The sequence below is a fragment of the Nitrosospira multiformis genome (genome assembly GCF_900103165.1).
GTDB lineage: Bacteria > Pseudomonadota > Gammaproteobacteria > Burkholderiales > Nitrosomonadaceae > Nitrosospira > Nitrosospira multiformis_D.
Genome location: NZ_FNKY01000001.1, coordinates 1,703,518 through 1,723,684 on the forward strand (window position 1 = coordinate 1,703,518; position 20,167 = coordinate 1,723,684).

The window sequence follows — 20,167 nt, forward strand, 5'->3', positions numbered from 1 at the left end:
TTCAGTTTTCCTTTTCAGGAAGTTGAGAAGAAAATGCTTTCGCAAGCGCCTGCGATATATCCCTTCGTACCAGTTCGGCTTCGTTCACGATATTTCCGAGACGGGCAAAATCGTGAGTCATTCCTTCATAGACCTTGAGTTGAGTGGAAACGCCTGCCGCCTTCAGTCTATCCGCATACGCGACACCTTCATCCACCAAGGGGTCATATTCCGCCAATGCGATAAATGCCGGAGCAAGCTTGCCTAGATCAATCGCTTCAAGGGGCGCAAAACGCCAATCCGTACGATCCGCAGCATCGCGCAGGTAATTGCTGAACATCCATTGCAGCGTCGGAGCTTCAAGCAGATATCCCTGAGCCAGGCGGCTGTGCGATCCGGTGTCCTGCCAAGCTGCGGTGCAAGGATAAAGAAGCACCTGTAATACGGGCTGCAGCCATCCTTCGTCACGCGCAGCGATCGTCAACCCCGTTGCCAGCGTTCCCCCCGCGCTGTCGCCTCCTACCGCAATACGCCGGGCATCTATTCCGCAGGTGGACCCATTCGAAAGCAGCCATCGATAGGCGTCCTGGGCATCGTCAACAGCCGTGGGAAATTTATGCTCTGGGGCAAGCCGATATGCAACGCTCAGTACACAGCAGGGGGTGAGTGCCGACAATGCACGACAGAGCGAATCGTGTGAATCCAGTCCACCAACGCAGTATCCGCCCCCATGAAAATACAGCAGCGCAGGTAACAATGATCCATCATGAGCCGGGATAGCGGGTACATAAAGCCGTGCGTCGATCTGATTGCCATCCCGGCATGGTATTTCAATGGATTTTGCGCTGGCGACATCCATTCCTTCAGCATCAAGCGCCAGCGTGGAATTATCGTACTGGACACGCGCCTGTGCTGGCGGCAATTCGTGCAGCGGTTGTGCACCATTGTCGATGCCAGCCTCGACCAGTTCAAGGAACGCGGCAAGATCCGGGTCAAGCGGCATCGTATATCTCGACTATGGTGGTGTGATTGATTAAAAATTAAGTTTAAGCGTGCCAACCACCACGCGGTCCGTCCCACGGAAAAAATTCCCGCCGGAGCTTGCAGAAAAGTAGTGTTGATTGAATATATTATTGGCATTTATGAAAAACCGCCAGGGGCCGTGATCATACCGAAGCACCGCATCGAACAGGGTGAACGACCGCGTGGTACTGGTATTTGCGTCATCGTTATAGACCCTGCCCACATAGCGAACTCCCCCACCGATTCCAAAGCCCTTCAACCAGCTTATATTCAGTGCACTAAAGTTGTAATCGAGCCAGCCGGAAGTAGTCGTATTCGGAACTCGGATGGGCATATTACCTTCAAAGCCATCCTCGCTCTTGGTCACCTTGACATCATTGTAAGTAAAAGCACCGATAGCATTCAAACCTCGGAAAATTTCCGCCCTTGCTTCCACTTCCGCGCCGCGAGAGCGAATTTCACCCGTTTGCGACAGAACACCACCTGCGCGCAGATCGGGGGTCAGAACATTGGTTTTGGTCAACTCAAACAGCGCCACCGTGAACAGAGCTCTGGAGCCCACAGGCTGGTATTTGACCCCTACCTCATACTGGGAGGCCCGAGTAGGGTCGAACGGCCGGCCGTCACCATTTCGATCTATTCCAGGTTGAGGCAGAAATGATTGGGAATAGCTGAAATAAGGGGCGATGCCATTGGAAAAAAGATAGGTCAAGCCAGCCCTGCCGGTGTATGCGGAATCCTTATTCCGAAACACATCTCCGCTGACGACATCTGATGTGTTGTTTGACACCTTGTCGTGACGGCCGCTGAGGGTAAGAATCCAGTTTTGATATTTGACTTGGTCCTGTATATAAAAACCGACATTATCGATCTTTTGTTTCGCATCGACAGCCAGAAAATCCGGCGTAGGTATCGGCTGAAAGTACACAGGGTTAAATACATCTATGGACGGTGTTAATGAAGTGCTGGCAAAGTAATTGAGGGAGGCGTTCATGCGATTCCAATCAATTCCGAATAATGTCGTGTGCTTTATCGGGCCCGTGTCGAATCTTGCCTGTAAATGGGTGTCCAATGTTGTCTGATCCAGTCTCTCCTTGGTTGCAAATGCTGAACGATCCAGGATGGAGGTAGGGTTTCCCGTTATGGGGTCGACAGCAAATCCAGCTGGGTTTATGTCTCTAAAATTACCATCCTGCCTCTGGAAACGAAAATTCTGTCGTGCGGTCCAGATTTCGTTGAAATGATGTTCGATTTTATAACTGAACGAAGCTTGATTGGTGGAGTATCGTGTAAAGGCCGGGTCGCTGATTAATGTATTGGTTGGGGTAATCAAATCCGGTGCTGCAGAATAAAATGCAGCTGCCCCGCTGCGGTTGTTTAGAATATCGCCAAAAAGCGTAATGGATGTCCTGTCACTGGGGCGCCATGTCAGCGATGGGGCGATATAAAAACGCCTGATGCTGGCACGGTCTCCATTGGTATTGGTGAATCGGACCTGAGTGTCCTGGTCCAGGGCTGAGGTGACGAGACGGAACATGAGCGTGCCATCTGCATTAGTCAATCCAAAATCGGCGGCGACCCGCTTGCGATCGAAATTGCCATACTGGATCTCGAATTCGCGGACCGGGGTGGCGGAGGGAAGCTTGGTGATGCGATTCACGATACCGCCTGCGTCGCCCCGGCCGAAGGTGACCGAAGTGGGTCCACGCAATACTTCTACCCGCTCAAGCGCATACGGGTCCGTGATAAATGCGCCGAAATAAAGCCCCGTTGCTGCCTGATTCAAATTATCCCGAAAATTCGCAGTAGTTTGAACATTGAAGCCGCGCATGCCCAGATATTCGAAACCTGTTCCATTGAAACCGAATTGATCGACCGTAACCCCAGGCACATAGCGCAGCGCTTCAGTGATATTAAGGTTCACGGCGCGTATATCCATCTCATTGCGATTAACAACGGAAATGGACTGCGGCACCTCGATAATCGGTGTGTCGGTTTTTGTCGCGCTCAGCGTGCGAGTGGTCACATAGCCAGGAATGTGTCCTGTATCCTTGACGATCACCGTCGGCAGGACCGCCGCCCCTCCAGCGTTCGTGGGTTTGGGGTTGCTTTCCTGTGCCTCGAGCACACTCGGGGCGACCGGCTTTCCTTTCGTGTCCGGTTTGGCCGATTCAGTGCCAGCTTGTTGCGCATGAGCATAACCGGTGACGGATAAGGCCAGGAAGGTGTACTGCAGGGCACGTGAAATTACGGTGTGTTTCAGGTGTTTCAGCCCTATGTTGGTTTTTGTGTAGGCTTTCATAATTATAGTTACTCGTGGTTAAAAAAAGGGTGTGGAATTGACTGCATTAAACCTAAATCCGGTAGTTGGACGGGGTGAAGTGTGCGGTTTTTGGGGCGCGGGGCAAGGCGCAACGACGCGGAATGGTCGTTCCATTCCAAGAAGTTGCAACGCAGCCATGTGCCGCAAAAACTGTGCAATTCACCCCGTAGCGGTCTCACCCGGAAGGTGAGTGTCAAATAATAGGAAATATTTTTATGAATCATGGCATTGATATGTTAAATGAGCGGTCAACTACCGGATTTAGGTTAAATTAAAGAAATAAAAAATTTACCGGCCGGCAACCGCCCGTATTGGATTATCTGTTTGCGTTGCTCCGGGCTGATTGACCACGCCCAGCAATGCTTGCCCTATCTCATCCGTGCGAACCGCAGTGACCGAAAGTAGGGTATCGCTCAAACCGTGACTTGATTCGCAGGCACCTTGCAGGAAAATGGCGGGCCGAAAGTTTGGCGTACTCTGCAAACAGTATTGACGGTCGACCGCGAACTCGCCCATATAAGGCGAAAGTGGTTTCAATAGCGATTTGTGGTGGTCCCGGTTATAGCCAGTGGCAAGTACGATCGCGTCATAGGTGGCAACATGCTCGCGACCGGCATTCAGATCCCGTAGAACCAATTGAATGCCTTCCGGCAAAGGATTGGCGCTGACCACTTCGTGACGACGCAGGAAGCGGTGGCGCTCATTGCCCGTGACTCTTTGCTGATAGAAAACATTGAAAATTTGTTCTATCAGAACGAGATCGGGTGCCGCGTAATTGGTGTGCCAGAACTCGTCGAGGAGTGCGACGCGATCCTCATCGGAGCGGCTGAAAACGAACTCAGTGAAATCGGCATTAAAAATTTCGTTGACGAAGGGACTGTCATCCGACGGTTTGATTGCACGAGCGCGCATGATCAGGTCGACATGTGGAGCGCCGGGGCGATTGTGTAAATCCATGAAAATTTCCGCGGCGCTTTGACCCGCTCCTACGACCGCTATCTTTTTGGCACTGCCATGCTGTGCGATCTCACGAAGGTATGCGCTCGAATGAAACACGCGTGGATCGCCTTTTAAAGACAGGAAGCACTCGGGAATGCTGGGCATGCCGCCGACACCAACGATAAGATTGCGGGTGAGCCGTTCATGAATCGCGCCGTCCGAATCACGCGAGCACACGCGCAGGAGTGCGACTTCGTCATTTCGTTTTTCGGGGAGGACTTCCAAAACTTCTTCGCCATACGCACAGCGATCATTGAAATGCGACGCAGCCCAGGCCAGGTAATCGTTGAACTCGTGTCGGCTTGGAAAAAAAGTTTTCAGGTTGATAAAGTCTTGCAGCCTTTGCTTCTGATGCAGGTAATTGATAAAAGTGAAATAACTTGAAGGATTTCGCATGGTCGCCAGATCCTTCAGGAAGGAAATCTGCATATGCGTGTTATCCAGCATCATGTTGGCGTGCCAGGCGAAACCCGGCTGCTTTTCGATAAAGAACGCGTCTACATTGAACCCATACTGCTTTTTTTCCTCCAGGGTAATGGCAAGCGCAATATTGGACGGGCCGAAGCCAATACCGATCAGGTCATGAATTTGCATGGCGATATCCTCAGAGCGGAGTGGCGGAAATTGACATTGCTACGGCATCGCGGGGAACCCACAATTGTTCAACAAAGAAGCGCTCCCGCAACAGTATGCTGAGCATGGCGCGTTTGTGAGGGAAGTCGAACTCCTTGAGATTGGCGTAGCCACATTTGACTAGATTGCGAATCATCTTGTAATTATCCGAACGAGGTTCAATGACTATGCGCCGCGTTCTGCAATCATCGAGAAACAGGTAATGGGAAAGGGATGGCATCCATGCGGTAACAAATGGCTTGCCTCGAAAGTGGGGTTCTCCGATCAGTACATGCCAGCCACGGTCAAAATCGTCCGCATCGTAGAAGGGAGCAATCCGATCTTCCTTCGCCCAGTAAACTTCAAAATAACCAAATGCTTCGTCGTCAAAACAACCAATAAGCCCGATGGTATGCGGATCGGCAGCGATGCCTTCCAGATAGGTCTGGTGTTTGGCAAGGTCACCTTGTTCTCCCCATGAGTGTGCTACCACCGGATCATTCATCCAGCGATTGAAGCGTTCCAGATCGTATTCGATATTCACGGCCCGGAAGGAAAGCGTGCGGTCGAGCCATGGAATGTACCGTTGATAAACGATACCGGCCGGTTTAGGCGGTCTCAATGGGTGGCGACGGCCCTGGCTGAAGACGTAGGATGAGGGGAAGGCGTATGGCAGAGGTGAAGGGAGCCAGATTCTGGCCTGCTGCCAGAAAAGCTCACTGCGGGCAATTAGGTGATTGTTCCCGCTTCTGAGTAAAACCCCGGATTGAAGTAATTCATCGGCCTGCCCAACGGGTGTCACGAGGTTCAACTGATGTTGATTGGGATAACGGGTAAAGGCGGCTTCCAGCGCTGCCAGCAACTCGGCCGTATCCGGCATACCCGAATGAGTATCGATCCATTCCAGCTTTAATTGGCCCGATTGCTGGGTCAGTTTCCACCTTGATGGATTTTCTTCTCCATCAACGATCTGCAACAGCAGCGTATTGCCATAAAGCGTTGCCACATAGAGGGCTCCATCGGGGCGGGATTTCAATGGCGTCACATGAGCGGATGGCTCCTGAATTTGCTCATGCTGTATACCCATCAATGGACTCCTGGCAGAACTTAGTTTGAGGCAAATGATCCCTATAGTGGAGAAAGACGAATGAGAAACGTTATTATTTAATAACTTTTCGAACGTAATGAATATCGATTGGATTTAACTAAGAATCTCATTCGGAACCTGCTGGATTGGCGTTGCCGGCACATGCCGGATTCATCGCTCCGGCGGCTTCGTGCTTATAGATTCACAAGAATGACGGTCGAAGGCGAAGGGAGAGGAAACGAAGCTGCAGTCTGAGCAGCAGGAGAGAAAATTGCTGGGCGCGACACCATGAAACCAGCGCGCTTTGCAAAAGGAGCTGTCGCGACATTGTGCTCTTAGCAGTAAATATTCATGGTGATCATTCGTCACCTTCATATTCATCTTTATTACGAGACAGCCGTGCTTAAGTATCTCATCAGCCAATCAAAAAGATTACTAATAGGTGCATCGATTGCAAGCGTAGTGCATGGTGCTTGCAGTGTATTCCTGTTGGCGCAGATCAGTTCCGCGCTTACGGCCGAAGCCCCGGATCGCATGGAAATGGCGCTGATTTTTGGGGGAACCGCAGTTGCGGTCATGCTGAGCTATATGGTTGCGAATATTTTATTTGAGCGCTTGGGGCAGCGTGCCCATGCTGAATTGCGCAGTTTTATCGCGAAACGCGTGATAGCCTCTGATTACCGGCATCTTGAATTGATCGGCGCCGCGCGTGTACAATCCGCGTTATCCGAGCATTGCACGCATGTTGCTGAATTTTTTGTGAGTTTTCCGATAATCCTGACCAATGCGGTCATCGTGGCTGGATGTCTGATTTATATGGCGCTGCTTTCCTGGCAAGTCTTCCTGCTCGCGGTTATTGTTATCGGGTTCGGCTCGCTGGGCTATCATCTTGCACATTTGCGTGCGATACGGCATCTGGATACTGCCGCTCAGGAGCAGGACAGGCTGTTTGCCTATTTTCGCTCCCTAACCGATGGGGCCAAGGAGTTACGTCTGAATCGTGATAAACGGGTTGCATTTTATGATAACGTGCTAGGGAAATCGATTGAGATCGTCCGCCATGAACGGACTTTTGGCATGTCGCTGTTTATTGGTTCAGCAAGCTGGGGTAATTTCCTGATCTATGCTTTTATCGGCATGGTATTGTTCGTGCTGGTGGGTGACGTGCCCGATCGGGCGTTAATCATGACGGGCTTCGCACTGGTGTTTGTTTATATGGTGGGACCGCTCGAAGCACTCCTGTTGAATATTCCGCGAGCTAACCTGGCACAGGTGTCCGCGGATCGGATTGACGAGATTACACGCACTATGGCAGCGTCGGAAGAACAGACAGATGGACTTTCTCCACCGTCATTGCAATCCATTAAGCTTCAAGGCGTATTGCATCGTTACTATCATGAACAAAGCGACGAATTGTTTACCATGGGTCCGATAGATCTGGAGTTTTGTCCGGGACAGATCACCTTTCTGGTCGGCGGTAATGGCAGCGGCAAGACAACCTTAGCCAAATTGCTGGTAGGGCTCTACCCACCGGAAGAGGGGCAGATAATCTTCAACGGCACCGTGGTGGACGAGACAAATCGCGATCACTACCGGCAGCTATTTTCGACAATCTTTTCCGATTTTCATCTTTTCGATCGCCTGCTCGAAACGGGTGGCGTCGATCTGGACAATGAAGGCAACCGGCTTCTGGCCAAACTACATTTGCAAAACAAGGTAAAGGTCAAGGATGGCGCCTTTACTACGCTTGAGCTGTCACAAGGACAGCGCAAGCGCCTGGCGCTAGTGGTGGCTTATCTGGAGAATCGGCCCTTCTTTATGTTTGACGAATGGGCGGCGGATCAGGACCCGGTATTCAAGGAAGTATTTTATCGTGAGGTGCTTCCCGAGTTACGTGCCATGGGTAAGGCGGTATTGGTAATCTCGCACGATGATCGCTACTTCCACCTTGCCGATCGTCTGATACGCATGGAGAGCGGTTGCCTGACCCTTAATAGCCAGGCGGCGATGAAGGACAAGGACAGTCTGGCGTCCGCAACACCCTCGGTAGCCTGTAGCAATGCGGTTTGATGCCATAAAGCGGAGTATTGCGTTGCAATGTCCAATGTAATCGAGCAATTCGAAAAACAACGCGCTGCCAAACTGTCGATCGGGCGTAGTTTTCTTGTCCTGATGCACCGTTGGGCCGGTCTTTTTCTGGCCGTATTCCTGTTCATTTCCGGTCTTACCGGTGCAATAATCTCATGGGATCATGAGCTGGATGAGTGGCTTAACCCGCAACTATTCGAAGCGCGCGGGTTGGGAAAGCCGCTCCCTTCATTGTTGATTGCAGAGAAACTGGAAGCAGCCGATCACCGGCTGATGATCACCTGGGTTCCGCTCGCGGTGGAGTCTGGACACAACCTGGGGGTGGGCGTCGGCCCGCGTCTTGATCCAGCGTCCGGCAAGGCGTTCGAACTGGACTTCAATCAAGTTGCGCTCGATCCCGTGAGCGGGGAAATACGAGGAAAACGGATGTGGGGAGAGGTCTCGCTCAGCCGTGAAAATTTACTCCCATTCCTGTATAAGTTGCACTACAGCATGCATATCCCCGATGGGTTTGGGATCGAGTTTGGTGTCCTGTTCATGGGGATCCTTGCCATTGTCTGGGCTCTCGACTGCTGCATTGCGTTATGGATTTCGTTCCCCAAGGCGAGCGCATGGCGTAAGTCTTTCATTTTCCGGTGGCGGCAGGGCCGCTCCAAGCTCAATTTTGACATGCACCGTTCCGGCGGGGTATGGGTGTGGGGATTCTTGCTGCTTCTGGCCGTCACCGCAACGTCCATGAATCTCAATCAGGAGGTGATGAGGCCGCTGGTATCGCTATTCTCGACGCTGACCCCAAGCCCCTTCACGGGTACGCCCAATCCACCTGACCAGCCCATTGAACCGGTGGTTAACCGCCACGCTATCATCCAGCTCGCTACCGAGGAAGCTAAAAGGCTTGGTTGGGACGCCCCACCAGGCGGAATATTTTACGTACCCGAGTTCGGTATCTATGGCGTGACTTTCTTCGAGCCGGGGCACGAGCATGGAGATATTGGCCTGGGCAATCCATCCCTGTATTTCGACGGCAGGAATGGATCGCCTGCCGGGGCCAATATACCAGGCACCGGCAGTGCCGGAGACATCTTTATGCAAGCCCAGTTCCCCTTGCATTCCGGCCGTATCCTCGGTCTGCCCGGCCGTATTTTTATTTCCGTGATGGGGCTGCTGGTAGCAACGCTCTCCGTTACCGGTGTGATTATCTGGCAGAAGAAGCGCTGGGTACGAAAGAAAATGCTAGCAAAGATCGATTGAGAAAGCGGATGGCACATTTCAATGTATCGATTCTTCAGGACTTAGTAAATCAGCCTCTTACCCATCACGTGATTGGCTCCTGGTTTCCGGTTACTGATTCCTGCTCCAGATGCTCCATGATAGCGTAGGTGAGGGCTTTGCAGCCTTCGCCGGACAGCGCTGAGATGGTGAAGCTTTTTCCCTTCCAGCTCAGACTGCGAATGAATTTCTTGCAAATCTTCTCGCGTTCATCTTCGGGTAGCAGATCGGTTTTATTCAGTACCAGCCACCGCGGCTTCTGGTAGAGCGATTCATCGTATTTTCCGAGCTCCTTGACGATGGCTTTGGCTTCGCGTACGGGATCAATGCTCTCATCCAGCGGGGCCATATCCACGATATGGAGCAACAGACGGGTGCGCGTGAGATGCTTGAGAAAGCGATGGCCCAGTCCGGCACCCTCTGCTGCGCCCTCTATCAGACCGGGTATATCCGCCATCACGAAACTGCGATTTTGATCGACGCGTACCATCCCAAGGTTAGGGTGCATCGTGGTGAAAGGATAATCCGCGACCTTCGGGCGGGCAGCGGAGACCGCGCGGATCAGCGTTGATTTGCCGGCATTGGGCATGCCCAGGAGCCCCACGTCCGCCAGCACCTTGAGTTCCAGTTTAAGCTCGAATTCCTCCCCCGGGTCACCAAGGGTAAATTGGCGGGGCGCACGATTGGTGCTGGACTTGAAATGCAGGTTACCAAGCCCGCCCACACCACCCTTGGCCAGCAGCACCTTTTTTTCATGGTGCTCCAGGTCCGCGATGGCATCTCCCGTCGCGGCATTGGTGATGACCGTACCTACCGGCATGCGCAATACGATGTCGTCAGCGCCCTTGCCATAGCAGTCGGAGCCGCGACCATTCTCTCCTTTTTTGGCACGATGCAAACGGGCAAAGCGATAATCCACCAAGGTATTGATGTTGCGGTCAGCAATGGCGTAAATACTGCCGCCATGCCCGCCATCGCCCCCTGAGGGGCCGCCTTTTGGAATGAATTTCTCCCGGCGGAAGCTGGCGACGCCATCGCCTCCCTTCCCGGCAACCACCTGGATTATTGCTTCGTCTATGAATTTCATAAGATAATTTTTCCAGCCGGATTTTCATGCATAAATATGCAGGCTTAAAATGAAAAAGCCCTGCCGGGCTGACAGGGCTTTTTCGCGCTGGTTATGGTTAGGCCGGTATGATGCTTACTGTTTTGCGTTGCGTCGCGCCTTTAGTGCGGAAATTTACTGTGCCGGTAATCTTGGCGAACAGGGTATGATCTTTACCCATGCCCACATTGTCGCCGGCATGGACCTGCGTGCCGCGCTGACGAATAATGATACTGCCGGCCGGGATCAATTCGCCGCCGTAGCTCTTTACACCCAGACGTTTGGAATTCGAATCACGACCATTTCTGGAACTGCCACCTGCTTTTTTATGTGCCATGGTAAACTCTCCCTATGCTGAAATGCCAGTGATCTGGATTTCAGTATAATTCTGCCGATGTCCCTGATGTTTCTGATAATGCTTCCGCCGCCGCATCTTGAAAATACGCACCTTGTCGTGTCTGCCCTGGTTCAGTACGGTCGCCTTAACCGATGCGCCGCTGAGCAGCGGTTTGCCCATCGAGACATTCTCGCCGTCGGAAATCATCAATACCTGGTCAATCGACAGCTCGCTGCCAATATTCGCCGGTATCTGTTCTATTTTAAGTTTTAGTCCGGCTTCAACGCGGTATTGTTTTCCGCCGGTTTTTATGATCGCGTACATGTTCGACTCCAGTTATTGCTCTCTCGGGATGCCCCGAAAGAAGTAAGCGCGCATTATACATACCGGCCCCTCCAAGGTCAAAGGCCTGTTGCGAATGAGTTTTGTGTCAAAATATGCGGCTAGCCGAATTGTCGAGCTTGACACGTTGGCCGTGACGTTTCTACCATGGCACCTTTTTTGCGGGAACCCCAGTGTCTATTGAACGTATCAGAAATCTTATCGCCCAGGACATGGATGCGGTGGACGCGGTTATCCGCGACAAACTCTATTCCGATGTGGGACTTATCCGGCAGGTAAGCGAATATATCATCAACAGTGGCGGGAAGCGCCTGAGGCCAGCACTGGTGATTCTTGCCGCGGGTGCATTCGGTTATTCCGGCAGATATCATTTCAATCTTGCGGCAGTCGTGGAATTCATTCATACCGCGACCCTGCTGCATGACGATGTCGTTGATGCATCGGAATTGCGGCGCAGTAAAGCTACCGCCAATGCATTGTTCGGTAACGCCGCCAGCGTGCTGGTCGGGGATTTTCTATACTCCCGCGCGTTCCAGATGATGGTGGAAGTGGACAACATGCGTGTCATGCAGGTATTAGCCGATGCCACCAATACGATTGCCGAAGGTGAGGTGCTGCAGTTGCTCAATTGCCGCGATCCCAACGTTGATGAGGAAAACTACCTGCGGGTGATTCGATATAAGACCGCCAAACTATTTGAGGCGGCGACCCGGTTGGGGGCGATTCTTGGCAATGCCACACCGGCGGAGGAAGAAGCGATGGCTGCTTATGGAATGCATCTGGGTACAGCGTTTCAGTTGACCGATGACATGCTGGATTATTCCGGGGATTATCAGGAAACGGGCAAGAATCTGGGTGACGATCTGGCCGAAGGCAAGCCTACGCTACCATTGATTTATGCAATGAGAACAGGATCAAGTGAACAGGCCACTATCATACGTAATGCGATTGAGCAGGGCGGAGAGGGCGGCTTCGGACCGGTTTTGGAAGTTATCCAGCAGACTGGAGCACTGGCTTACACGCGGCAGCGGGCACAAGCCGAATCTGACACGGCGTCCGCAACGATTTCATCAATCCAGGATTCTGATTACAAGGAGTGTCTGTTACAACTGACCACCTTTGCGGTGGCGAGAAATTATTAGACAGACAGTTTTCGGCGCCAGGACCGGCGATCGGGCTTGCGACTAAAGTTCAAGGTTCGCGAGAGGCTTCTGGAATAATTTTGGATTGCCCGGATGCCCCTTCCTGCGTACAATTGCTGCCCACGCACCTGGTAGATGTAACTGTTGAAAATGTTGCGTGCTATTAATAATATACGTAAGTCGCTGATTAAATAATTCGGGGTGTAGCTCAGCCTGGTAGAGTACTGCGTTCGGGACGCAGGAGTCGGAGGTTCGAATCCTCTCACCCCGACCAATTTTGATACGGTAACGGAGACGCGTTGGGTAGACTACTGTTCTTCGTCCTTATCGCCGTGCTCGTTTTCTGGGCAATACGAAGCTATCGGCGCGGATTAAAAAAGCGGCAGGAAGAGGCTCAAAAAGAGTCACCATCTATCGAGAGTGAAGATATGGTGCGCTGCACTCATTGCGGTGTGCATTTGCCGAAAAGTGAAAGTATTCTCTCCGAAGACAAGTTTTTCTGTAGTGATGAACATCGTCATTTACACCTGCAGCGATAGATTTCAACGCTTCCGAATATACGGCGATTCAGGTAACGTGGACCCCGGCAGCGTGTGAAGGCCAGCCCCCTACAAATTGACGAAACGGGCTGCCTGGACGGTGTACACTTCATTCCTTCACCCAATTGCGACGAGCGTCCGGCCGGATGTGCGATCGATTTGCTGGTGATCCATAATATCAGCCTGCCACCGGAGGAATTCGGCGGTGACGGTGTCATTGAGCTATTCACCAACAGGCTTGATCCCGAAGCGCATCCCTACTACCAGACTCTGCGCGACCTCAAGGTTTCCACCCATTTTCTCATCCGCCGGGATGGTGAGCTCATCCAGTTTGTTCCCTGCGAAAAGCGTGCCTGGCATGCGGGAGTATCCAGTTGGCAAGGCAGGGCTCGCTGTAACGATTTCTCAATCGGCATAGAACTCGAAGGCAGTGATGCCACGCCGTTTACCGTCAGCCAGTATGAGGCGCTGGTAGCGCTCACGCTGGCGTTGCAAAAGGCCTATCCTATCACCGGCATCGCCGGGCATTCAGACATTTCGCCGGGCCGCAAAACCGATCCGGGACCTTGTTTTGACTGGGAGCGCTATCGTGCGGCTCTGATTGCCGCCGGCTGTTGATTCGATGAGTAAACGGTACAAAGCAAACAGATGGAGTTCCGCTATCGCGGGAATGGCGGAAAGTAAAATGTCATACCGGCGCAAGCCGGTATCCAGCGGTATTCAAAGCACGTTATTACCGGCTTAGGCTGGATTCCAGGTCAAGCCTGGAATGACGAGATTCATGGTATTTTCTCGTGGGATAATTAGGAGAAATGACTCATACCACCCCTTGACCCAGCAGATAGTCTTCATAGCTGCCCTTGAAATCGCTGATTCCATTGGGCCTCATTTCGACGATGCGTGTGGCCAGTGAGGATACAAACTCCCGATCATGAGAAACGAAAATCAGCGTCCCCGTGTATTTTTCCAGCGCGCCATTCAGGGATTCAATGGATTCCATGTCGAGATGATTGGTCGGTTCATCCATGAGTAATACATTGTTCTTTTGCAGCATGAGCTTGCCGAACAGCATGCGTCCTTCCTCGCCGCCGGAGATTACTTTAACCGGTTTTTTTACTTCATCGCCGGAGAATAGCAGCCTGCCGAGAACGCTGCGTATCGTCTGATCGTCGTCGTGTTCGCGTCGCCACTGGGTCATCCAGTCGGTGAGCGGCATATCTGCTTCAAAATCACTCGCGTGATCTTGTGCAAAGTAACCGGGGCGTGCTTTTTCCGCCCATTTTACTTCTCCCGCATCGGGTGGCAGATCGTTGGCCAGACATCGCAGCAGCGTGGTCTTACCGATACCGTTGGGACCGATGATGGCGATTTTCTCGCCTGCTTCGACATTGAGGCTGAATTTTTTCAGGAGCGGTTTTTCCATGCCGGCAAATTGCTTGGTGATACTTTGCACCGATACCGCCAGGCGATGCAGTTTTTCCCGCTCATCCATCTCAAAGCGAATATAGGGGTACTGGCGGCTGGATGGTTTTACGTCCTCCAGCTTTATTTTCTCGATCTGGCGTGCGCGGCTGGTGGCTTGCCGTGCTTTGGAGGCATTGGCGGAAAAACGGCTGACAAACGACTGCAATTCCGCGATCTGGGTCTTCTTCTTGGCATTGTCGGCCAGCATGCGCTCTCGTACCTGGGTGGACGCAGTCATGTAGTCGTCGTAATTGCCGGGGTAAATACGGATTTCCCCGTAATCCAGATCTGCCATGTGAGTACAGACACTGTTCAGAAAATGGCGATCGTGTGAAATAATGACGATGGTACTCCTGCTGGCATTGATGACATCTTCAAGCCAGCGGATAGTATTGATGTCCAGATTATTGGTGGGTTCGTCCAGCAGCAGAATTTCGGGATTCGCAAATAGCGCCTGCGCCAGCAGCACACGCAGCTTGAATCCGGGCGCTATGGCGCTCATCAGCCCGGTATGCTGTGACAGCGGAATATCCACGCCCAGCAGCAATTCCCCGGCCCGCGCTTCGGCGGAATAGCCATCCAGCTCGGCGAAGCGCGCTTCAAGTTCGGCGGCGTGCATATAGTCGTCCTCGCTGGCGTCAGGATTGGCATAGATCGCGTCGCGTTCCTCCTTCACGCGCCACAGCTCTTCGTGCCCCATCATGACGGTATCGATTACCGGGCAATTCTCAAAGGCGAACTGATCCTGACGCAATTTGCCCACCCGCTCGCCGGCATCAACACTGACATTGCCGGAAGTGGGTTCAAGATCGCCGCCGAGGATTTTCATGAAGGTGGATTTGCCGGAGCCGTTGGCTCCGATCAGACCATAGCGGTTGCCGTCGCCGAATTTGACGGAGACATTTTCAAACAGGGGCTTGGCCCCGAATTGCATGGTGATATTGGCAGTAGTGATCAAAGCTCGCTTCCTGAAAAAGATAGCAAAAAAACCGCCTATTTTATACGTTTTTACAGTGAATTCCGAGCATCGTTTGTGATTGCCGTCACCGGACCGGCTGAGAGCAGAGCAGATGCGGCAGGCGTTCCGGAGGCCTTGTTTGCAAAATTGACTCTGTTCAAGCAAACGGATTCAGTGCCCTGAATCTATTGGGTGAGAATTCCAGATATCTATCTACCATAACAACGAGTTACCGGTCTGCGAGCAAATAATTGCGTCAGAAATTGACAGCTAATGATGTTGTAATAAACGTGTTGTTGTCGGCGGCGGTACCATTCCTGGTGGTAAAAATACTGTCTTTACTGCTCAATGTTCTTGCCTCAATCCGCCACAATAAATTGCTGGTGATGTGGTAATCAAAATTGGCTGAGAACCCCCATGTTCTAAAACCATTAGGTGTGCCGGATGCGATGATTACGCCGTGTCTGTCATCGTAGTATTCCGCTCTGACTGCAATGGCGGTTTTTGCTGTGGGCGTATATCTCAGAATAATCGTCGGGTTGAACCATGTATTCATGGCTGAAGAATTCTTGTTTCGTTGTTCAATACCAATATCAAAATTTATCGCGGCGGAAAGTGCCTCAGTCACGCTAAAAATACCATAGAAATTATGAAAATAACGCATTTGCCTGGTGCTGTCAGGTTTGTCGCTACCGATAAATGTGCTGCTATTCAATGTTATTTTTGAGGAAGGTTTATAAGTAATCTGGGTACCAAATGCGGGAACAGTATTCCCGTCCACTGGTTTAATGTGTTGCCAACCGTTTAGAGCTAATGCACTAAAAAACCATTTTTCATTCTTTGATGTGTAACTGATCTTAGCGCCTGATTCAAAATAGGGGGTATTCTCTGCACCCATACTCCGGGTTAATGTCCAATTATCTTTACCCACCGCGCTTTCAAGACCGATGTGTGAAGCGAAGACACCGGCATCCAGCCACAGATTATTTTCTCCCGACAGCTTTACACCCACATTACCTTCGTAGAAATTTCCCAATATGCCAGGCTCGGCCGCATAGTTGGCATTCATATAGGTACCCGCCGCTAACGCAAGGTTGCCCCTGATTTTGTTTGTGGTATACGATCCTTTCAGGAAAGCCAAATTTACTGAAGCTTCATTGTTTTTATTGAAATTAAAGAGAAACGAAGGCCTGGTGTCTCCGATTGGGTTATTGAAATCACCGCCATAGTAAGTTTCCGCGTAGCCGCTAATGGTGAATGGTGAGAGGAAGCGGTTGAAAATTCCGGTACTGACTTGTGCATTGGCTTGTAGGGTTGTCAGTAGACAAGCGGCCAACACTATTCTTTTCATCTTTGTCTTCTACGCCTCCGGCAAGTTTGACCGGGGAAACGCGTTTGTCAGTTATAAGTAACTGAATATTAGAAGAAAAAGTATAAAAATATTGTAAATAGCCAGCGAATTGTTATAAAAAATTCGTAAAAATCGTGTGCGGCCTTATCCATGAATCAGGGAGGTTTTTTTTCACACGATTACACGATTAGGGTAGGACTCTTCCGGGGGCAAATTTCACCTTATTCAACCACGGGATTCGGCTTGAGTCATGCTTGCCGGGAAGCGCGCCGTTCTTTTTTCCAGATCGTGAACAGGGTATTCAGCTTATCTCGCTTGGTTAGTCGCTCGTCGGAAAGCGTTTCGAGAAACTCGGCCAGGCGTTTCGATTTCACCACCGTGTAGACCGTCAGTGCAATAATTGGAATGAGTATCAGCATAAAGTAGATCAGTTTGGTGCTGAACGTATTGTCGGCGGCGGCGATCAGGTTCATTCCCAGAAAACCAGTCGTCACGGTACCGATCAGGCCGAACGTGGTCACCACGGTCAACCGCACCATGGAATCGGTTTGACGCCTTACCTGGTCTCTTTCCAGGTAGTCGTTCATATCCAGAATACGCAGCCGCGTGCGCCTGTACAATTCGTCTGTGCCAAGGTGGTTTCTCATCATGGTAAAAACATCGCGGGCCTGAGCCTGGTCGGACACTTCATGAAACCAGTAGCGATTAGTAAACCGCAAAAAAATCTCGGTGACATGTTTTACGTCGCGTCTGAAGGCACGTACCGAATCGGGCCGGCGGATATCGAGCCGGCTGATTTCGGCAACGAGCCGGTTGGAGAGTATCAACAACGCGGCCTTATGGAAATGCGTGATCAGAAAGAGCAGAAAGTACTGATGACGGAACTGACCCAGCATGCCGCTTTCCGTATCCGTAAAGAAAGGTTCACCTGTTTCGCCTATCATCGTGAAATCATGACCGTTGGAGAGGAGACGCATATCGCTGAAATCATGTTCTCGCGCCTCTTCCCAGTAGCGATCGTAGCAGTAGCGCCGCTCGAAATCCTCCAGGAATTGCTCCGAAAATGGTAGCGTCCGCGCGTCGCCTGGGCGCGTGACCAATCCGAACCGGACAAGATCGCCACGAGTCAGCCGGGTTTTTTCATCCAAAGCCAGGTAACTCATCAACGGCATACGTTGATATTCGATTTCCCGATAGCGGACATCCCCTTCCCGCTGTGAGTGGTCAAGCACCAGCGGTTCCATCAGAAACTCCCAGTGGGACGCCACGCATGGTGCCCGATGTTCACCGACAAACCGCAGATAGCGTGCTTTGTTTTCATAGTCCGATACCGCAAGCACGGCGCCGCTATGCGAGAGCCACTCAACGCGCTCTGCGCAGTGCCCACCGCGGCCGCTCCGCTCCCAATGTGTCGGGTAAGCTCGGCCGAAGCGGTACAGGGTGTCAAGTGCGCGTCGTAGCGAAAGTTTTTCGCCTATTATTTCCATGACCAGGATGGCGATGTCTATGTCATAGAAGAAATACAGATCGACATGTGCCACATTGAAAGTTGCGGGCAGGGGGTCGTCAGGAAGGGTAATTCGCGCTTGCGCAACATCATTGCGGCGAAATACGTGAATTGGCGAGCGCCCGAACCTTCCATCGCCATCACTGCCACCGCCCTCGCCATACAAAAAGCGTTGCACGAAGGGCAGGAAAGTGACAAATTCCTTGTAATGCCTTTCTTTGAACTCGGCTGGATCGACGCTGAACTCGTCCGCCACTTCATTCCATACAGAATCGGTGCTTGTCGCGCTCAGGCACTCCCAATGGTTCTGAATTTGTGTGCCTTCATGGCGCGGCAACAGTTGTACCGGCCAAAGCACGATTTCTCTGAATTTTTCGACGTTTGGCAATTGAAGCGGTTCCGTGGCATTCATTCTCATCCCTGACTTGTTGAGAGAACTGGATTGTTGCTGATTTCGACATATTACGCTTCGCATGCTTGGGAGGCTAAGTCATCCTAACCGGCGCTAAGCTCAAGCCTGGCGGTGGCCGCCCATTTTTCGCATCTGCTTCGCGGATTGCCTGCTTACCCCGTTTCACGTCGGCGAAAGCGGGGATGCTTCGGATTACGCTGCGATCCGACCTATGGAACTACCGAACTTTGTTTTCATGCCATTTCCATTTTCTTCTTCTTTGTATTTCACACGTGAAACTACAGGTTATTGGCCTTCCGTAGGCCATGTTGTGGCGCACGAGATTGACCTGGTGCGCTTTTCCGCATATCGGGCAACAGTGCGGATAAAACCTCATTGCAGGTGTCTCGTTCGAGATTGGCGAGGGATCATATGTTTGCTGGCTAGGTGGCTTAGAACATAGGTTAGTCATGGTGAAGCATATCGGACGATATATTCTCGATCTTCGCGGCATGCGCCGTCGAAAGTATGGCGGAAATTATGCCGTCAGAGCGATTGTCATCGGACGTAACCTCCAGTCGCATATGATCTTCACGCTTGGCAATGGCGGTCCCGCAGTACCAGTCGCCGAGTTCGCTGATGCATGTCCGATGCGACACCGGGGCAATTATCAATCTATTCGCGCCTGCGATAAAAATGGCTTTACGCACCGCTGCCATTTCTGATGCGCTTACTACGAGGTTGATGCGTTTCATGCGATTCTCCTTATCAAACAAGCTCAGCAGAGCCTGAATCAAATGCTAGAAGAAACAGCATAAAAACGTAGTAAATAAACAACCGCCAACCGTAAAAAAATCATAAAAATGGCCTGATAGGGTATTCACCAGGCTACGCTTTACTATTTCGATCGACGGTATCCGAATTTGGAAGTGCTCTTGACGTCGCTATTCCAGAGACAACAGTAATCGGTAGCCCACAGCGGTTTCGGTTTGAAGATATTTCGGTTGTGCGGGATCGTCTTCGAGTTTTTGCCTCAAATGTCCCATATAGATGCGTAGATAGTGACCGCTTTCCGAGTGCGACGGTCCCCAGACTGCGCGCAGGAGTTGCGGACTGGTTACCACCCGCCCCGCATTTTTCACCAGCATCGTCAGCAGCCGATATTCTAGCGGCGTTAAGTGAACTATTTGATTAGCCTTGGTTATGAGGCGCGCCTTGAGATCGATCCTGACATCTCCAAACTCGCAAACCCCATGATCGCTAACGCCAGGCTGGAGGTTTCGCCGTTGCATGGCGCGTACCCGCGCAAGAAGTTCGCCGACGCCGAACGGTTTGGTGAGGTAGTCGTCGGCCCCGGCATCAAGCGCTTTGATCTTATCCTGCTCATTGATGCGCGCCGACAAAACGATGATAGGAATCGATGACCATTTCCTGACGTCCAGGATGAAATCGACCCCGTCACCATCAGGCAGGCCGAGATCCAGGATAACGAGGTCCGGTTTGCGTGTTCCCGCATCGATGAGCCCCCGCCGGATGGTTTCTGATTCGAAGACTTGCCATCCTTCCGTCTCCAGCGCCATGCGCACGAAACGCCGTATTTGCGGCTCATCTTCGATTATTAGCGCAACGGGTACGGATTGACTCATGGGCG

The 20,167-nt window shown here is 51.7% G+C and carries 17 protein-coding genes and 1 tRNA gene; 6 read left to right on the forward strand and 12 right to left on the reverse strand.

What is annotated here, in order from left to right; all coding sequences use genetic code 11:
• Nucleotide 1 precedes the first annotated feature (1 nt).
• The 4 genes from BLR00_RS07575 to BLR00_RS07590 form a co-directional block, all read right to left on the reverse strand.
• Nucleotides 2-982, reverse strand: a complete 981-nt coding sequence (locus tag BLR00_RS07575; RefSeq protein WP_074631809.1) for an alpha/beta hydrolase — start codon at nucleotides 980-982, stop codon at nucleotides 2-4.
• A 30-nt stretch (nucleotides 983-1,012) separates the two neighbouring features.
• Nucleotides 1,013-3,304 carry a TonB-dependent siderophore receptor gene (locus BLR00_RS07580; protein ID WP_074631810.1) on the reverse strand — a complete coding sequence of 764 codons (2,292 nt, stop codon included), beginning with the start codon at nucleotides 3,302-3,304 and terminating at the stop codon, nucleotides 1,013-1,015.
• Between the two features lie 309 nt (nucleotides 3,305-3,613).
• The gene (locus BLR00_RS07585) at nucleotides 3,614-4,918 is read right to left on the reverse strand and encodes a lysine N(6)-hydroxylase/L-ornithine N(5)-oxygenase family protein (RefSeq protein ID WP_074631811.1); all 1,305 of its coding nucleotides are present in this window, start codon (nucleotides 4,916-4,918) and stop codon (nucleotides 3,614-3,616) included.
• A 10-nt stretch (nucleotides 4,919-4,928) separates the two neighbouring features.
• Nucleotides 4,929-6,023, reverse strand: coding sequence for a GNAT family N-acetyltransferase (locus BLR00_RS07590; RefSeq protein ID WP_081346671.1), 1,095 nt, complete (start codon nucleotides 6,021-6,023; stop codon nucleotides 4,929-4,931).
• A 351-nt stretch (nucleotides 6,024-6,374) separates the two neighbouring features.
• Between BLR00_RS07590 and BLR00_RS07595 the strand changes: the two genes are divergently transcribed.
• Nucleotides 6,375-8,093, forward strand: coding sequence for a cyclic peptide export ABC transporter (locus BLR00_RS07595; RefSeq protein WP_254773484.1), 1,719 nt, complete (start codon nucleotides 6,375-6,377; stop codon nucleotides 8,091-8,093).
• 27 nt (nucleotides 8,094-8,120) lie between these two features.
• Nucleotides 8,121-9,362 (forward strand): PepSY-associated TM helix domain-containing protein, encoded by a 1,242-nt coding sequence (locus tag BLR00_RS07600; RefSeq protein ID WP_081346672.1) that lies wholly within the window; start codon nucleotides 8,121-8,123, stop codon nucleotides 9,360-9,362.
• 64 nt (nucleotides 9,363-9,426) lie between these two features.
• On the opposite strand, the gene cgtA is transcribed toward BLR00_RS07600, so the two are convergent.
• The 3 genes from cgtA to rplU form a co-directional block, all read right to left on the reverse strand.
• Nucleotides 9,427-10,467 (reverse strand): Obg family GTPase CgtA, encoded by a 1,041-nt coding sequence (cgtA, locus tag BLR00_RS07605; protein ID WP_074631812.1) that lies wholly within the window; start codon nucleotides 10,465-10,467, stop codon nucleotides 9,427-9,429.
• 97 nt (nucleotides 10,468-10,564) lie between these two features.
• Complete coding sequence (rpmA, locus tag BLR00_RS07610; RefSeq protein WP_074631813.1) at nucleotides 10,565-10,822, reverse strand: 50S ribosomal protein L27; 258 nt, start codon at nucleotides 10,820-10,822, stop codon at nucleotides 10,565-10,567.
• A 12-nt stretch (nucleotides 10,823-10,834) separates the two neighbouring features.
• Nucleotides 10,835-11,146 (reverse strand): 50S ribosomal protein L21, encoded by a 312-nt coding sequence (gene rplU, locus BLR00_RS07615; protein ID WP_074631814.1) that lies wholly within the window; start codon nucleotides 11,144-11,146, stop codon nucleotides 10,835-10,837.
• Nucleotides 11,147-11,337: 191 nt separating this feature from the next.
• On the opposite strand from rplU, the gene ispB reads away from it, so the two are divergent.
• The 4 genes from ispB (at nucleotide 11,338) to ampD (ending at nucleotide 13,463) form a co-directional block, all read left to right on the forward strand.
• Nucleotides 11,338-12,306, forward strand: coding sequence for an octaprenyl diphosphate synthase (gene ispB / locus BLR00_RS07620; protein ID WP_074631815.1), 969 nt, complete (start codon nucleotides 11,338-11,340; stop codon nucleotides 12,304-12,306).
• Nucleotides 12,307-12,503: 197 nt separating this feature from the next.
• A tRNA-Pro gene (locus BLR00_RS07625) sits at nucleotides 12,504-12,580 on the forward strand.
• 25 nt (nucleotides 12,581-12,605) lie between these two features.
• The gene (locus tag BLR00_RS16935) at nucleotides 12,606-12,845 is read left to right on the forward strand and encodes a PP0621 family protein (protein ID WP_074631816.1); all 240 of its coding nucleotides are present in this window, start codon (nucleotides 12,606-12,608) and stop codon (nucleotides 12,843-12,845) included.
• A gap of 54 nt (nucleotides 12,846-12,899) precedes the next feature.
• Nucleotides 12,900-13,463: a 1,6-anhydro-N-acetylmuramyl-L-alanine amidase AmpD gene (gene ampD, locus BLR00_RS07635; protein WP_074631817.1), complete on the forward strand. Its 564-nt coding sequence runs from the start codon at nucleotides 12,900-12,902 to the stop codon at nucleotides 13,461-13,463.
• Between the two features lie 199 nt (nucleotides 13,464-13,662).
• Here ampD and BLR00_RS07640 read toward each other — a convergent pair whose 3' ends face one another.
• From BLR00_RS07640 to kdpE, 5 genes are all read right to left on the reverse strand, one after another.
• Complete coding sequence (locus BLR00_RS07640) at nucleotides 13,663-15,267, reverse strand: ABC-F family ATPase (protein WP_074631818.1); 1,605 nt, start codon at nucleotides 15,265-15,267, stop codon at nucleotides 13,663-13,665.
• Between the two features lie 256 nt (nucleotides 15,268-15,523).
• Entirely contained in the window at nucleotides 15,524-16,618 is a 1,095-nt protein-coding gene (locus BLR00_RS07650) for a porin (protein ID WP_074631820.1), read from the reverse strand.
• Nucleotides 16,619-16,866: 248 nt separating this feature from the next.
• Complete coding sequence (locus tag BLR00_RS07655; RefSeq protein ID WP_074631821.1) at nucleotides 16,867-18,537, reverse strand: magnesium transporter CorA family protein; 1,671 nt, start codon at nucleotides 18,535-18,537, stop codon at nucleotides 16,867-16,869.
• Nucleotides 18,538-18,980: 443 nt separating this feature from the next.
• The gene (locus BLR00_RS07660; protein ID WP_074631822.1) at nucleotides 18,981-19,271 is read right to left on the reverse strand and encodes a hypothetical protein; all 291 of its coding nucleotides are present in this window, start codon (nucleotides 19,269-19,271) and stop codon (nucleotides 18,981-18,983) included.
• 189 nt (nucleotides 19,272-19,460) lie between these two features.
• Nucleotides 19,461-20,162, reverse strand: a complete 702-nt coding sequence (gene kdpE / locus BLR00_RS07665; protein ID WP_074631823.1) for a two-component system response regulator KdpE — start codon at nucleotides 20,160-20,162, stop codon at nucleotides 19,461-19,463.
• Between the last annotated feature and the right edge of the window lie 5 nt (nucleotides 20,163-20,167).